Origin of the sequence: Streptomyces mirabilis (assembly GCF_018310535.1) — a bacterium.
Classification (GTDB): domain Bacteria; phylum Actinomycetota; class Actinomycetes; order Streptomycetales; family Streptomycetaceae; genus Streptomyces.
The window spans coordinates 1,171,796-1,185,613 of sequence record NZ_CP074102.1 but is presented as its reverse complement, the minus strand read 5'-3'; the positions used below and the strand labels follow the sequence as shown (position 1 = coordinate 1,185,613).

Below are 13,818 nucleotides of genomic sequence, written 5' to 3'. Positions count from 1 at the left end.
GGAGTGATGTCGATCGACGCCGGACACGTCTGCGAGAAGGGGAGCGTCAGCGTCAAGGGAAGCGACCACTGCCTCACCGATCGTGGGGAGCGGGAGATGCAGCGGCGCCAGGAGGAGCGGATGCCGGCGGTGCCGGTGCGGGAGTGGGTGCACGGGCTGGTCGCGGGGCGCCGCTTCACGGCCCGTGCCGGTGGGGGGCTCGGGCTGCCGCGGCTGCGCCGGGGTGAGTCCTGATGGCGGCCGCCGGACGGGTGGTCGTCGGCGTCAGCGGCTCGCTCGCCAGTCTCGTCGCGCTGCGGGTCGCCGCCCGTGCCGCCCGCGACAGCGGCCGCGCGCTCGTGGCCGTGCTCGCCTGGGAGCCGCCCGAGGGCGAGGTCCTCTACGTCCGCAACCCCGACAGTGCCTGGGCCGCCCGCTGCGCCCGCGATGCCGCCGCCCGGCTCGACCGGGCCTTCGAGGAGGCCTTCGGCGGTACGCCGCCCGAGGTCACCGTCGTCCGCAGGGTGGTCCGTGCCCGTCCCGACCGGGCCCTGTGCCGGCTGGCCGCGCACCCGGACGACCTCCTGGTCCTCGGCGCCCGCGCGGGAGCTCGTCGGGCCGCGGTCCGCCGCCGGGTGTCGGCGCACGCCCGCTGCCCGGTCCTGACGGTGCCCGCGCCGGCCTTCGCACGGCGCGAACGCCGAGCACTGCGCCGGGCCATGGCGCGGGACTTCGCCGACCTCGCCGCCGGGTGACCCCCGGGGCGCGCCGGTCAGGCCCCCGGGCCCGAGCTCGCCAGCGCCTCCGACAGCTCCACCGCGACCTGCTGGAGCACGGGCACGATCTTCTCCGTGGCCGCGTCCGTGACCCGGCCCGCGGGACCGGAGATCGAGATGGCGGCGGCCGTGGGGGAGTCGGGGACCGAGACGGCCAGGCAGCGCACGCCGATCTCCTGCTCGTTGTCGTCGACCGCGTAACCGAGCCGGCGCACCTCCTCCAGCGCGGTGAGGAAGCCGTCCGGTGTGGTGATCGTCTTCTCCGTCGCGGCAGGCATGCCGGTACGGGCGAGCAGCGCGCGCACCTCGTCCGCCGGGGTGTGCGCGAGCAGGGCCTTGCCCACGCCCGTGGAGTGCGGCAGCACCCGGCGTCCCACCTCGGTGAACATGCGCATCGAGTGCTTGGAGGGCACCTGGGCCACGTACACGATCTCGTCCCCGTCGAGCAGCGCCATGTTCGCGGTCTCGCCGGTCTCCTCGACCAGACGGGCGAGGTAGGGGCGTGCCCAGGTGCCGAGCAGCCGGGAGGCGGACTCGCCCAGGCGGATCAGACGGGGGCCGAGCGCGTAGCGGCGGTTCGGCTGCTGGCGTACGTAACCACAGGCCACGAGCGTGCGCATGAGGCGGTGGATGGTGGGCAGCGGCAGCCCGCTGCTCACGGAGAGCTCGCTCAGGCCGACCTCCCCGCCGGCGTCGGCCATGCGCTCGAGCAGATCGAAGGCGCGCTCGAGGGACTGGACACCACCGCTCGGGGCGGATGACTTGGCGTCGTCGGTGGTGCTGGCGCTGGACGCAGGCACGGCGCGGTCCTTTCAAGGCTGACAGGCAGTGATGCAGCCTACCCGGCGGTTGGTTGACTCCTTGGTGGTACGTAGCTACGTTCTGCCTTGTGGAATTCTAATTCCATTCTGTGGAAACATCCAGAGGGGTGCATTCGGGGGCAGGGTGGAGGGGTGAGCCCTTGACGGTGCGAGGGCTTGAGTGAAGACTCCTTCAACAGAACGTTGAATTCCGTTACGCGGAAGTTAACTGCGGCAGCGGGAGTCGACAGCGGCAGAGAGAGGGGTCCGGGTGTCCGACGTCGGATGGGTCGAACTGATGCTGCGCTCGACGCGCGTCATCACTCCCGAAGGGACGCGCGCCGCCACGGTCGCGGTCGCCGCGGGCAGGATCACGGCCGTGCTCGCGTACGACGCCGAGGTGCCGTCCGGCGCCCGCCTGGAGGACTTCGGCGACGACGTCCTCCTGCCGGGCCTGGTCGACACCCACGTGCACGTCAACGACCCCGGCCGCACGGAGTGGGAGGGCTTCTGGACCGCGACGCGCGCCGCCGCGGCCGGCGGTATCACCACCCTGGTCGACATGCCGCTCAACTCCCTCCCGCCGACGACCACGGTCGACCACCTCCGTACGAAGCAGGACGTCGCCCGCCCCAAGGCGCACATCGACGTCGGCTTCTGGGGCGGTGCCCTCCCCGACAACGTCAAGCACCTGCGCCCGCTGCACGACGCAGGAGTCTTCGGCTTCAAGGCCTTCCTGTCGCCGTCCGGGGTGGACGAGTTCCCCGAGCTGGACCAGGAGCAACTGGCCCGGTCGCTGGCCGAGATCGCCGCGTTCGACGGCCTGCTCATCGTGCACGCCGAGGACCCGCACCACCTCGCCGCCGCCCCTCAGAAGGGCGGCCGGAAGTACGCCGACTTCCTGGCCTCGCGCCCGCGCGACGCCGAGGACACCGCCATCGGCAACCTCATCGCGCAGGCCGAACGCCTCCACGCGCGTGTGCACGTGCTGCACCTGTCGTCCTCCGACGCGCTGCCCCTGATCGCCGAAGCCAAGCGTGCGGGCGTGCGGATCACGGTGGAGACCTGTCCCCACTACCTGACCCTGACGGCCGAGGAAGTCCCCGACGGGGCGAGCGAGTTCAAGTGCTGCCCGCCCATCCGCGAGGCCGCCAACCAGGACCTGCTGTGGCAGGCGCTGGCCGACGGCACGATCGACTGCGTCGTCACCGATCACTCGCCGTCCACGGCCGACCTGAAGACGGACGACTTCGCGACCGCCTGGGGCGGCATCTCCGGGCTCCAGCTGAGTCTGTCGGCGGTCTGGACGGAGGCCCGCAAGCGCGGGCACAGCCTGGAGGACGTGGTCCGCTGGATGTCCACGCGCACCGCCCGACTGGTCGGCCTGGACTCCCGCAAGGGCGCCATCGCGGTGGGCCTTGACGCCGACTTCGCCGTCCTCGCCCCCGACGAGACCTTCACCGTGGATCCCGCCGCACTGCAGCACCGCAACCGGGTCACGGCGTACGCCGGCCGAACGCTCAGCGGGGTCGTGAAGTCCACCTGGCTGCGAGGCGAGCGCATCGTGGCCGACGGCGAGTTCGGCGCTCCAGGCGGCGAACTTCTGACGCGCACCCCGTAGTCCTCGAACGCACCCGCACCCGCAGCGGCCGACCTCGAAAGGCAGACCTGATCAACGTGACGGCGATTCCTCACTTCACCGGCGACGCGAACCCCTACGGAGGCGGCGACCCGTACGCGGACCACCGCACCGCCGACTTCCCCTTCACCCAGTACGCCAACCTCGCCGACCGGCAGCTCGGCGCCGGGGTCATCGCCGCCAACGACGAGTTCTTCGCCCAGCGCGAGAACCTCCTGCTGCCCGGGCGGGCCGAGTTCGACCCCGAGCACTTCGGGCACAAGGGCAAGATCATGGACGGCTGGGAGACACGACGGCGCCGCGGCGCCTCGGCCGAGCACCCGTGGCCGACGGCCGAGGACCACGACTGGGCGCTCGTCCGGCTCGGCGCACCCGGTGTCGTACGCGGGGTGGTGGTCGACACGGCCCACTTCCGCGGGAACTACCCCCAGGCGGTGTCGGTCGAGGGCGCCGCGGTCGCCGGCTCCCCGTCACCGGAGGAACTCCTCGCGGACGACGTGAAGTGGACGACGCTCGTACCGCGCACGGCGGTCGGCGGCCACGCCGCCAACGGCTTCGCCGTCTCCGTCGAGCAGCGCTTCACCCACCTTCGCGTCAACCAGCACCCCGACGGCGGCATCGCCCGGCTGCGTGTGTACGGCGAGGTCGTGGCCGACCCGGAGTGGCTCTCCGCGCTCGGCACCTTCGACGTCCTCGCCCTGGAGAACGGCGGCAGGGTCGAGGACGCGTCCAACCTCTTCTACTCGCCCGCCACGAACACCATCCAGCCGGGGCGCTCCCGCAAGATGGACGACGGCTGGGAGACCCGCCGCCGCCGCGACCAGGGCAACGACTGGATCCGCTACCAGCTGGTCGCCCAGTCCGAGATCCGCGCCCTGGAGATCGACACGGCGTACCTGAAGGGCAACAGCGCCGGCTGGGCGTCGGTGTCGGTGAAGGACGACGGCGACGGCGACTGGACGGAGATCCTCCCCCGTACCCGCCTCCAGCCCGACACCAACCACCGCTTCGTCCTCGCCGCGCCGGTGATCGGGACCCACGCGCGCGTGGACATCTTTCCCGACGGAGGCATCTCCCGCCTGCGTCTGTTCGGCTCCCTCACGGAGGAGGGCGCCACGGTCCTGACGGCCAGGTACCAGGAGCTCGGCGGCTGAGGCCGCGCTGCCGCGCGGGGCCCGGCGGGCCGCGATCAGGGCTGGTCGTCGGCGGCGTCGCGGGCACGGCTGTCGCGCAACTGCCGCCAGTGCGTGCGGTACAGCACGTAGTACAGGGCGACGATCACGGCACCCACCTGCAGACCCACGCCGAACTCCAGGAAGGAGTCCTCGCTCATCAACCGGTTGGTGAGGTAGGCGAAGTTCATACCGAAGAAGCCGGTCAGGAACGACAGGGGCAAGAAGATCATCGAGACGATGGTGAGTCTGTTGATCACGACGTTCTGCTGATCGGCGACGAGTGACGCGTAGCTGGTCGCGGCCCGCCGGGCCGCGTCCCGCAGCGCCTCGATCTCCGCGAGGACCAGCTGCACGGTGTGCTCGTGCAGCCGGTTCATCGCCTGCCGCTCCTCCGAGAGGTGGTGATCCGTCATCCTGCGGCGCACCAGGATCTCCTGGGCGACCGCGGCGTACGGCAGGAACGCGCGATGCAGATGGGCCGCGCGCCGTCGCAGCCGGGCCAGCCGGTGGACGTGCTCCGGCTGCCGCCGCTCGAACATCGCCTCCTCCAGGTCCTCGACCTCCAGATGGGCCTGCGTGACGGCCCGGCGAAAGGTCTCCAGGACCCCTTGCAGAAACAGGAACAGCGTCGTCACCACGTCGGGGGGCAGATCCTGTCGCAACCGGTCGATGAAGGCCCCGATCAGTTCGACGGGCCCGTGATGCACCGTGATGAAGCGGCGCTCGTCGGCAAGGACATGGACATGGGAGACCTCGTTTCCGCAGACCACCGGAACGACGCCGATGGCAGTGCCGCCGTGGTACTCGGCCCGGACGTGCTCGTCCGCTCTGCCGAGCCACTCCCCGGCCGCGTCGTCCAGTCCGAGCCGACGCGAGAGCGGCTCGTCGTCGAGTGGGGGTTCGTCTCCCAGGTCGATGTCCACGATCACGAAGCCGGAGGTCGCCGCGAGGCGCTCCCGGGCCTGTGCCAGACCGGTGCGAACGACGACGCCCTCCGGCATCGACACCACCGAAACGATCATCGCCCCTCACCGTGGATGGCGTCGTGTGCACACTGCACCGTCCCTCGGCACACTACCGCCGAAGGTCCCGCGAGCAGCTGACCGCGCCCGGCGTCGTGTCGGGCTTCGTTAACTCCCGGAAAATTCATCGGACTTGGCGGGAGAAATCCTCTGCCTTGACATTGACATGCCAGGGTCTACGCGCGTCATCCTAGAGTCATGAGATTCCCCCCACGAATCACTCGTATCGGCGCCCTGGTCGCCTTCATGTCCGCGCTGCTCATCGGCGGCACCACCGTGGTCCCCGCCAACGCGGCGGCCACCGCCGTGGGCAGCATCTGCTACAGCAACCTGCCGTCGCAGGCGTACGACACGCTGGACCTGATCGCGTCGGGCGGTCCCTTCCCGTACTCGCAGGACGGGGTCGTCTTCCAGAACCGGGAGGGTGTCCTGCCCTCTCAGTCCACCGGGTACTACCACGAGTACACCGTCATCACGCCGGGATCCTCGACGCGCGGCGCCAAGCGCATCGTGACCGGTAAGAAGACGCAGGAGGACTACTACACCTCGGACCACTACGTCACGTTCAAGCTGATCAACTTCGGCTGCTGAGCCGAGGGCTGCGCGTACGTCTGGTTTGACCGCTTCATCTGCTTCATCTGCTTTGACTGTTTTGATCGCCTTGCGGAAGCTCCTCGCCCCGCGGTTCCCCCCACGTTCATGGGCCGCGGGGCGAGGTACGTCCGGACGAAAGTATGAGGCGCCGCTACTTTGGTCGACGATCGCCGCCGCGGGGGAGGTGCCCGCGGGGTGGGCCTCATAGATTTGTCGACCGTGAGTGGTGACAATCCGGTGCCGATGGCACCCGTTCTGCCCGGGCGGCGCTGGCTGCTGCCGTCGGCCGTGGTCGCGGAGCTCGGCCCCGAGCGGACGGGGCAGGGCGGACGGCCACGGCGTACCGCGCGTGACTGGGTGGTCGACTTCGGCTGCTTTCTGCTGGCCGTCGTCATCGGGGTGATGGCCGCGCACACGCTGACCCGCGACCCGGACACCCCGCACGCCCTCGCCGTCGTCGACCAGTGGATCGGCGGACTCGCTTGTCTCGCGGTGTGGTCGCGTCGCCGGTGGCCGCTGGGGCTGGCCGTGGCGATGATCCCCGTCGGACTGCTCTCCAACACCGCGGGCGGCGCAGGCCTGGTCGCCCTCTTCACGCTCGCCGTGCACCGGCCCCTCAAGTACGTGGGCTGGGTCGCCGGTCTCCAGCTCGCCCTGCTTCCGGTCTACTTCTGGCTGCGCCCCGATCCCGATCTGCCCTACGCCGCCGCCATCGCCGTCTCCGCGCTGCTGACGCTGGCGGTCGTCGGCTGGGGCATGTTCGTACGGTCCAAGCGGCAGCTCATGCTGAGTCTGCGGGACCGGGCGCGGCGGGCCGAGACGGAGGCGGCGCTACGGGCCGAGCAGGCGCAGCGGCTGGCGCGCGAGGCGATCGCGCGCGAGATGCACGATGTGCTCGCGCACCGGCTGACGCTGTTGAGCGTGCACGCGGGGGCGTTGGAGTTCAGGCCGGACGCGCCTCGCGAGGAGGTCGCGCGGGCCGCCGGGGTGATCCGGGAGAGCGCGCACGAGGCCCTGCAGGATCTGCGGGAGATCATCGGGGTGCTGCGGGCGGGTGACTCCGACGACGCGGGGCGGCCGCAGCCGACGCTCGGCGCGTTGGACGCGCTGGTCTCCGAGTCGCGTGAGGCGGGGATGAAGGTGGCCCTCGATCTGCGGGTCACCGATGCCGCGGCTGTGCCCGCGTCCGTCGGGCGGACCGTGTATCGCATCGCCCAGGAAGGGCTGACGAACGCTCGTAAACATGCTCCGGGAGCCGAGGTCACGGTTGATGTCTCGGGTGCCCCGGGTGACGGTCTGAGTGTGTCCGTGCGAAACCCGGCCCCTCCGGGGGAGGTGCCGCATGTGCCGGGTTCCGGGCAGGGGCTGATCGGACTGACGGAGCGGGCTACTCTGGCCGGGGGACGTCTGGAGCACGGGTCCGACGGAGGTGGGGGCTTCTTGGTGCGGGCGTGGCTGCCGTGGGGTGGGTGAGCGTGGGCTGCGGCTGCGGGTGAGGGTGCGTGGGTGAGCGTGCGGTGCGGCTGCGGCTGCGGGTGCGTGGTGGGTCGGGGTCGTGGCGGCTGCGGGTGTGTCAGGGCTTGCGGGGGATTACTCGGTGGCCCGCGGTGCCGTACACCCAGCTTGATGTCTCGTCGATGAAGTCTGTCGGGAAGCCTGTACGGAAGGCTGTGGCCTCCTCCAGGCCGGTCAGTATGTGGTCGGGGAGGGTGAGTTCGCTTGCGCCCAGGTTGTCGGTGAGCTGGGTGACGTGGCGTGCGCCGATGATGGGGTGGACGGTGGGGGAGTGGGCCATGGTCCAGGCGATGGCCACCTGCGCGGGGGAGGCGCCGAGTTCGTCGGCCGCCGACTGGACCGCTTCGGCCACCGTCCGTTCGAGTTCCCCGATCGCCTCGGGGGAGAGGCGGGTCGCCGTGCCGGGGGCCACGCCGCCCGGACGTGTGTACTTGCCCGACAGAACACCGTTCTGCAGCGGGCTCCACGCGGCCACCGACATGCCGAAGGTCTCCGCCATGGGGAGAAGCTCGCGCTCCGCGTCGCGGCTGAGCAGGCTGTAGGGCACCTGGAGTGCGGCGAAGGGGGACCAACCCCGCCACTCGGCAAGGGTGTTGGCCCGTGAGACCACCCAGGCGGGCGCGTCCGAGATACCCACGTACAGGACCTTGCCGGACCTTACGGCGTCGTCCAGGGCGCGCATGGTCTCCTCGACCGGTGTGTTCCGGTCCCAGATGTGCACCCAGTAGACGTCGATGTAGTCCGTGTCGAGGCGCCGCAGGCTCGTCTCCAGGGAGAGGGCGAGGTTCTTGCGGTGGTTCCCGGCGGCGTTCGGGTCGGTGCCGTCACGGGAGACGGTGTACTTGGTGGAGAGGACGAAACGGTCGCGGCGGCCCTTGAGTAACTCCCCCACGATCTCCTCGCTGGCGCCGCCCCGGTAGTTGACGGCCGTGTCCACCACGTTGCCGCCCGCCTCCGCGTACGCGTCGAGGATCCGCGCGCACTCCTCTTTCGGCGCTCCCACCCCGCCCTGCTCCCCGAACGTCATGGCGCCGAGGAACAGTTCCGAGACGCGCAGGCCGGTCCTGCCCAAGAGCCGATAGCGCACTGAACTCCTCACTCCCGGGTGAGACCCCGTCGACACTGTCCTGTCCGCCGACGGTAGTCGTTCGTCTCGGTCGAAGCGTGGGTAATGCTCCGGCGGGCACCTACGGTAGGCACCATGAATGCGATCCGGCTGCTTCTCGTCGACGACGATCCGCTGGTCAGGGCCGGCCTGTCCTTCATGATGGGCGGCGCCGACGACATCGAGATCGTCGGCGAGGCCGCGGACGGCAGCGAGGTGGAGGCGCTCGTCGACCGCACCCGCCCGGACGTCGTCCTGATGGACATCCGGATGCCGGTGGTCGACGGGCTCACGGCCACCGAACGGCTGCGAGGGCGCGAGGACGCGCCGCAGATCGTGGTCCTCACCACGTTTCACGCCGACGACCAGGTGCTGCGGGCGCTGCGCGCGGGTGCCGCCGGGTTCGTTCTCAAGGACACGCCGCCGATGGAGATCCTCGACGCGGTACGCCGGGTCGCGGCCGGTGATCCCGTGCTCTCGCCCGCCGTCACCCGTCAGTTGATGGAGCACGCGGCCGGTGGGGCGCCGGGTGGGCGGCGCACCGGCGCCCTGGACCGGATCGGCGCGCTCAACGACCGTGAACGCGAGGTCGCGGTGGCCGTCGGCCGGGGCTCCTCCAACGCCGAGATCGCCGCCGAGTTGTACATGAGCGTCGCCACCGTCAAGACCCATGTCTCACGGATCCTCGCCAAGCTCGGCCTCAACAACCGTGTGCAGATCGCCCTGTTGACGTACGACGCGGGACTTCTGGAGGGAGACGACGGGCACTGAGCGCCGGGCCCGCGCGTTGGAAGGGCAAGGGAGGGGGACCATGATCGATCTGGGGGAGTACGGCGCGGGGTTCACGAGGGACCCGTATCCGGTGTACGCGGCGCTGCGCGAGCGCGGCCCCGTCCACTGGGTGCGGACGCCGCAGCCGGGTGCGTACGAGGGCTGGCTCGTCGTCGGGTACGAGGAGGCGCGGGCCGCCCTCGCCGACCCGAGGCTCTCCAAGGACACGAGGAGAGGGGGATGGAGCTCGCTCGAAGAGGAGCTGATGGGCCGGTATGTGCTGATCGCCGACCCGCCGGAGCACACCCGGTTGCGCTCCCTCGTCACGGGCGCGTTCACCATGCGGCGGGTGGAGGCGATGCGCCCGCGCGTTCAGCAGATCACCGACGAACTGCTGGACGAGATGCTGCCGAAGGGATGCGCCGACCTCGTCGACTCGTTCGCCTATCCGCTGCCGATCACCGTCATCTGCGAGCTCCTCGGCGTTCCGGACATCGACCGGGTGATGTTCCGCGCGATGTCGAACGAGATCGTGACGCCGACCGACGGAGATTCCGAGCTGGCCGCCGTCCGGCAGCTGGCCGCCTATCTCGATGAGCTGATCGAGGACAAGCGGTGCACGGCACCTGGCGACGACCTGCTCAGCGACCTCATCCGCACCCGGGCCGAGGACGGCGACCGGCTCTCCCGGGACGAGTTGCGCGGGATGGCGTTCATCCTGCTGGTCGCGGGCCACGAGACCACGGTCAATTTGATCACGAACGGTGTGCATGCTCTGCTCACCCACCCCGACCAACTCACCGCGCTGCGGGCCGACATGACGCTCCTCGACGGCGCGGTGGAGGAGGTGCTGCGCTTCGAGGGACCGGTCGAGACGGCGACGTACCGCTATGCGGCGCAGCCGTTGGAGATCGGCGGCAGGGCCATCGCGGCCGGTGACTCGGTGATGATCGGGCTCGATGCCGCCAACCGTGACGCGGCGCGCTGCCCGGATCCGGACCGCTTCGACATCCACCGCGCCCCGCGGGGCCATCTCTCCTTCGGGCACGGCATCCACTACTGCCTGGGTGCGCCGCTGGCCCGTCTCGAAGCCCGGGTCGCGCTGCGCTCCCTGCTGGAGAGATGCCCGGATCTCGCGCTGGACGGGCCCCCTGGTGACTGGCTCTCCGGCATGCTGATGCGCGGTCTGCGCAGCCTGCCGGTGCGCTGGTGAGCGGTGGTGCGTGGGGGGGTGAGTCGGGGGGTGACGATGGTGCGGCTTCGGGTGGGGAGGGGCGCCGACGTGCTCGCTCAGTCCCGTCTGCCGGGGATCTCCGCCAGGTACACCGGGCGTCTCTCCAGCCGCGACAGCTCGCAGGCCTCGGCGATGCGCAGTGCGTGCAGAGCCTCCTGCCCGTCGCAGGGGTTGGCGCGTTCGCCGCGCACGACGCCGACGAAGGCGGCGAGCTCGGCCTCGTAGGCGGGGCCGAAGCGCTCCAGGAAACCGGTCCACGGCTTGTCGGCGGCCGGCGGTCCGGCAGGTTCGGTGGAGGCGATCGGCGTACGGTCGTCCAGGCCGACGCCGATCTGGTCCAGCTCGCCGGCCAGCTCCATGCGCACGTCGTAGCCCGCGCCGTTCAGCCGGGTCGCCGTCGTCGTGGCGAGTGTGCCGTCGTCCAGGGTGAGGACGGCGGCGGCCGTGTCGATGTCATGCGCCTCACGGAACATCGAGGGCCCGGCGTCGGAGCCCATCGCGTACACCTCGACGACCTCGTGGCCGGTGATCCAGCGCAGCATGTCGAAGTCGTGGACGAGGCAGTCGCGGTACATGCCGCCGGAGATCGGGAGGTACGCGGCCGGGGGCGGCGACTGGTCGGAGGTCATCGCGCGGATGGTGTGCAGCCGTCCGAGCCGCCCCGAGCGCACCGCCTCACGCGCGGTCGTGTAGCCCGTGTCGAAGCGGCGCTGGAAACCCAGCTGAAGGACCGTGCCGGCCGCGTCGACCTCGGCGAGCGCGGACAGCGTGCCCGGCAGATCGACCGCGATGGGCTTCTCGCAGAACACCGGGAGTCCCAGGCGCGCTGCCCGACCGATCAGTTCGCCGTGCGCCGAGGTGGCCGCCGTGATGACCACGGCGTCCACGCCCCAGGTGAAGATCTCGTCCACACTGGGGGCCGCCGTCGCGCCCAGCCGGTCCGCGACCGCATGTGCCCTCACCGAGTCCGCGTCCGTGACGATGAGGGAGCCGACCTCGCGGTGGCGGTTGAGAACGGTCGCGTGAAATGTGCCGATACGACCCGTTCCGATAAGTCCGATGCGCATGGGAACAAACTGAGGCCCACCAGGCACGCTGTCAATGCTTTGTCCGGACAATCGAACTACACAACTTCCCGTCAACATCTCCCAGAGCTACGCTCGGCCCGTGCCGAAACCAGATGAGGATCCGACCGTGTCGCTCCAGCTCAGCGTCGACCGCAGCAGTCCGGTCCCGCTGTACTTCCAGTTGTCCCAACAGTTGGAGGCCGCGATCGAGCACGGGACCCTGACCCCGGGGAGCCTTCTCGGTAACGAGATCGAGCTCGCGGGGCGGCTCGGGCTGTCCCGGCCCACGGTCCGCCAGGCCATCCAGTCCCTCGTCGACAAGGGTCTGCTGGTGCGCCGCCGCGGCGTCGGCACCCAGGTCGTGCACAGCCAGGTCAAGAGGCCCCTGGAGCTCAGCAGCCTGTACGACGACCTGGAGGCGGCCGGGCAGCGCCCCGCGACCCGGGTGCTCGTCAACACCGTCGTACCGGCGTCCGCCGAGGTCGCGGCCGCTCTGGGCGTGGCCGAGGGCAGTGACGTCCACCGGGTGGAGCGGCTGCGGCTCGCCCACGGGGAGCCGATGGCGTACCTCTGCAACTACCTGCCCCCGGAGCTGCTGGAGCTGGACAGTGAGCAGATGGAGGCCACCGGTCTGTACCGGCTGATGCGGGCCGCGGGCATCACACTGCACAGCGCCCGTCAGTCCGTCGGTGCCCGCGCGGCCACCGCGGAGGAGGGGGAGCGGCTCGGTGAGCCCGAGGGGGCGCCGCTGCTGACCATGCAGCGCACCACCTTCGACGACACCGGACGCGCGGTGGAGTTCGGCAGCCACATGTACCGTGCCTCGCGCTACTCCTTCGAATTCCAGCTCCTCGTACGGCCGTGAAGCGGTCGTGAAGGGGTTGTGAATCGGCTTCGGTGAGGCCGAATTTGAATCGTAAGAATGTTCTAAAAAGTGCATTGACTGGTGTGCGGACGCAAAGCTAGAACTCCCCTCAGCCGCAAAGGAGCGGCGGAGAAGAGGGTGTTCCGACCATGCGTACAGCCCGAACGGCAGCGGCGGTGATCGCCGTGATCGCGCTCGCGGCCGGCTGCAGTAACTCCGGTGGCAAGGACTCCGAGAACAAGGCGAGCGGCAGCGGGAGTGGTGGCAAGGCCGCGAGTACGCCCCGTCTGAAGATCGCGATGGTGACGCACTCCGGCGAGGGCGACACCTTCTGGGACATCGTGCAGAGCGGCGCCAAGCAGGCGGCGAGCAAGGACAACGTCGACTTCCTGTACTCGAACGACAAGGAAGCGGGCGGGCAGGCCCAGCTCGTCCAGGCCGCCATCGACAAGAAGGTCGACGGGATCGTCGTCACCCTGGCCAAGCCCGATGCCATGAAGGACGTCCTCGCCAAGGCCGAGCAGGCGGGCATCCCGGTCGTCACGATCAACTCCGGTGCCGAGTTCTCCAAGCAGTTCGGGGCGCTCGCGCACTTCGGCCAGGACGAGTCGGTCGCCGGTGAGGCCGTCGGAGAGGAGCTCAACAAGCGGGGCCTGAAGAAGGCCGTCTGCGTCATCCACGAGCAGGGCAACGTCTCGTTGGAGCAGCGCTGCGCGGGCGTGAAGAAATCCTTCAAGGGCACGGTCGAGAACCTCAACGTCGACGGCACCAACGCCCCTGCCACCCAGTCCTCCATCGAGGCGAAGCTCCAGGCGACCAAGGGCATCGACGCCGTGGTCACCCTGGGCGCCCCGATCGCCGCCGTCGCGGTGAAGGCCAAGGCCGACGCGGGCAGCAAGGCGGAGATCGACACCTTCGACCTGAACGCCGAGGTGGTCAAGCGCCTCCAGGCCAAGGAGGTCGGCTTCGCGGTCGACCAGCAGCCCTACCTCCAGGGGTACGAGGCCATCGACATGCTGTGGCTCTACAAGACCAACGGCGACATCCTCGGCGGCGGCAAGACGGTCCTGACCGGCCCGGCCATCATCACCGAGAAGGACGCCCCGACCCTCGAGAAGTACACCGCGCGCGGGACCCGCTGATGGGGTGCACGATCCCAGTGTTCGATACTTGGGCGTTTGGGGCCGGCGAGATGTCGGCCCCCGGGGCCTGCGGAACGGCCCGCCGGGCCGTTCCGCAGGCCCCGGCGCACCAAGGAACACAGCAAGAAGGGCAC

Annotated in this window: 14 protein-coding genes; 10 read left to right on the top strand and 4 right to left on the bottom strand. The window is 70.3% G+C overall.

Annotated features, from left to right (window positions below; genetic code table 11):
* Positions 1 to 6: 6 nt before the first annotated feature.
* The gene (locus SMIR_RS05435) at positions 7 to 234 is read left to right on the top strand and encodes a hypothetical protein (RefSeq protein WP_212726682.1); all 228 of its coding nucleotides are present in this window, start codon (positions 7 to 9) and stop codon (positions 232 to 234) included.
* On the top strand, positions 234 to 734 hold the full coding sequence (locus SMIR_RS05430; RefSeq protein WP_212726681.1) for a universal stress protein: 501 nt from the start codon (positions 234 to 236) through the stop codon (positions 732 to 734). Before SMIR_RS05435 ends, SMIR_RS05430 begins: the two co-directional genes overlap by 1 nt.
* Before the next feature lie 17 nt (positions 735 to 751).
* Here the strand turns inward: SMIR_RS05430 and SMIR_RS05425 are convergent, their stop codons facing one another.
* Complete coding sequence (locus SMIR_RS05425) at positions 752 to 1,555, bottom strand: IclR family transcriptional regulator (RefSeq protein ID WP_168497208.1); 804 nt, start codon at positions 1,553 to 1,555, stop codon at positions 752 to 754.
* 298 nt (positions 1,556 to 1,853) lie between these two features.
* Here SMIR_RS05425 and allB point away from each other — a divergent pair, with 298 nt between their 5' ends.
* Together allB and alc are read left to right on the top strand one after the other, a co-directional pair.
* Positions 1,854 to 3,176 (top strand): allantoinase AllB, encoded by a 1,323-nt coding sequence (allB, locus tag SMIR_RS05420; protein ID WP_212728304.1) that lies wholly within the window; start codon positions 1,854 to 1,856, stop codon positions 3,174 to 3,176.
* A gap of 56 nt (positions 3,177 to 3,232) precedes the next feature.
* Positions 3,233 to 4,348: an allantoicase gene (gene alc / locus SMIR_RS05415; protein ID WP_168497210.1), complete on the top strand. Its 1,116-nt coding sequence runs from the start codon at positions 3,233 to 3,235 to the stop codon at positions 4,346 to 4,348.
* Positions 4,349 to 4,383: 35 nt separating this feature from the next.
* Here the strand turns inward: alc and SMIR_RS05410 are convergent, their stop codons facing one another.
* Positions 4,384 to 5,391: a magnesium transporter CorA family protein gene (locus SMIR_RS05410; RefSeq protein WP_211118852.1), complete on the bottom strand. Its 1,008-nt coding sequence runs from the start codon at positions 5,389 to 5,391 to the stop codon at positions 4,384 to 4,386.
* Between the two features lie 198 nt (positions 5,392 to 5,589).
* Between SMIR_RS05410 and SMIR_RS05405 the strand changes: the two genes are divergently transcribed.
* Positions 5,590 to 5,982: a guanyl-specific ribonuclease gene (locus tag SMIR_RS05405; protein WP_101401711.1), complete on the top strand. Its 393-nt coding sequence runs from the start codon at positions 5,590 to 5,592 to the stop codon at positions 5,980 to 5,982.
* Between the two features lie 246 nt (positions 5,983 to 6,228).
* Positions 6,229 to 7,458, top strand: coding sequence for a sensor histidine kinase (locus SMIR_RS05400; RefSeq protein WP_211119082.1), 1,230 nt, complete (start codon positions 6,229 to 6,231; stop codon positions 7,456 to 7,458).
* Positions 7,459 to 7,558: 100 nt separating this feature from the next.
* On the opposite strand, the gene SMIR_RS05395 is transcribed toward SMIR_RS05400, so the two are convergent.
* A complete protein-coding gene (locus tag SMIR_RS05395) occupies positions 7,559 to 8,587 on the bottom strand; it encodes an aldo/keto reductase (protein ID WP_212726680.1) in 1,029 nt (342 codons plus the stop codon).
* 114 nt (positions 8,588 to 8,701) lie between these two features.
* Here SMIR_RS05395 and SMIR_RS05390 point away from each other — a divergent pair, with 114 nt between their 5' ends.
* Positions 8,702 to 9,376: a response regulator transcription factor gene (locus SMIR_RS05390; RefSeq protein ID WP_212726679.1), complete on the top strand. Its 675-nt coding sequence runs from the start codon at positions 8,702 to 8,704 to the stop codon at positions 9,374 to 9,376.
* A gap of 40 nt (positions 9,377 to 9,416) precedes the next feature.
* Positions 9,417 to 10,589, top strand: a complete 1,173-nt coding sequence (locus SMIR_RS05385) for a cytochrome P450 family protein (RefSeq protein ID WP_168497216.1) — start codon at positions 9,417 to 9,419, stop codon at positions 10,587 to 10,589.
* Between the two features lie 77 nt (positions 10,590 to 10,666).
* On the opposite strand, the gene SMIR_RS05380 is transcribed toward SMIR_RS05385, so the two are convergent.
* Positions 10,667 to 11,677, bottom strand: a complete 1,011-nt coding sequence (locus SMIR_RS05380; protein WP_168497218.1) for a Gfo/Idh/MocA family protein — start codon at positions 11,675 to 11,677, stop codon at positions 10,667 to 10,669.
* A 127-nt stretch (positions 11,678 to 11,804) separates the two neighbouring features.
* On the opposite strand from SMIR_RS05380, the gene SMIR_RS05375 reads away from it, so the two are divergent.
* Together SMIR_RS05375 and SMIR_RS05370 are read left to right on the top strand one after the other, a co-directional pair.
* Complete coding sequence (locus SMIR_RS05375) at positions 11,805 to 12,542, top strand: GntR family transcriptional regulator (RefSeq protein WP_060898451.1); 738 nt, start codon at positions 11,805 to 11,807, stop codon at positions 12,540 to 12,542.
* A gap of 149 nt (positions 12,543 to 12,691) precedes the next feature.
* Positions 12,692 to 13,684, top strand: a complete 993-nt coding sequence (locus SMIR_RS05370; protein ID WP_168497220.1) for a sugar ABC transporter substrate-binding protein — start codon at positions 12,692 to 12,694, stop codon at positions 13,682 to 13,684.
* The last annotated feature ends 134 nt before the right edge of the window (positions 13,685 to 13,818 follow it).

Bases quoted from the DNA above. Each gene is read 5' to 3' on its own strand.
- SMIR_RS05430 (WP_212726681.1), top strand. From the start codon at position 234: ATGGCGGCCGCCGGACGGGTGGTCGTCGGCGTCAGCGGCTCGCTCGCC.
- SMIR_RS05385 (WP_168497216.1), top strand. From the start codon at position 9,417: ATGATCGATCTGGGGGAGTACGGCGCGGGGTTCACGAGGGACCCGTAT.
- allB (WP_212728304.1), top strand. From the start codon at position 1,854: ATGCTGCGCTCGACGCGCGTCATCACTCCCGAAGGGACGCGCGCCGCC.
- SMIR_RS05405 (WP_101401711.1), top strand. From the start codon at position 5,590: ATGAGATTCCCCCCACGAATCACTCGTATCGGCGCCCTGGTCGCCTTC.
- SMIR_RS05435 (WP_212726682.1), top strand. From the start codon at position 7: ATGTCGATCGACGCCGGACACGTCTGCGAGAAGGGGAGCGTCAGCGTC.
- SMIR_RS05410 (WP_211118852.1), bottom strand. From the start codon at position 5,391: ATGATCGTTTCGGTGGTGTCGATGCCGGAGGGCGTCGTCGTTCGCACC.
- SMIR_RS05400 (WP_211119082.1), top strand. From the start codon at position 6,229: ATGGCACCCGTTCTGCCCGGGCGGCGCTGGCTGCTGCCGTCGGCCGTG.
- SMIR_RS05380 (WP_168497218.1), bottom strand. From the start codon at position 11,677: ATGCGCATCGGACTTATCGGAACGGGTCGTATCGGCACATTTCACGCG.
- SMIR_RS05390 (WP_212726679.1), top strand. From the start codon at position 8,702: ATGAATGCGATCCGGCTGCTTCTCGTCGACGACGATCCGCTGGTCAGG.
- SMIR_RS05370 (WP_168497220.1), top strand. From the start codon at position 12,692: ATGCGTACAGCCCGAACGGCAGCGGCGGTGATCGCCGTGATCGCGCTC.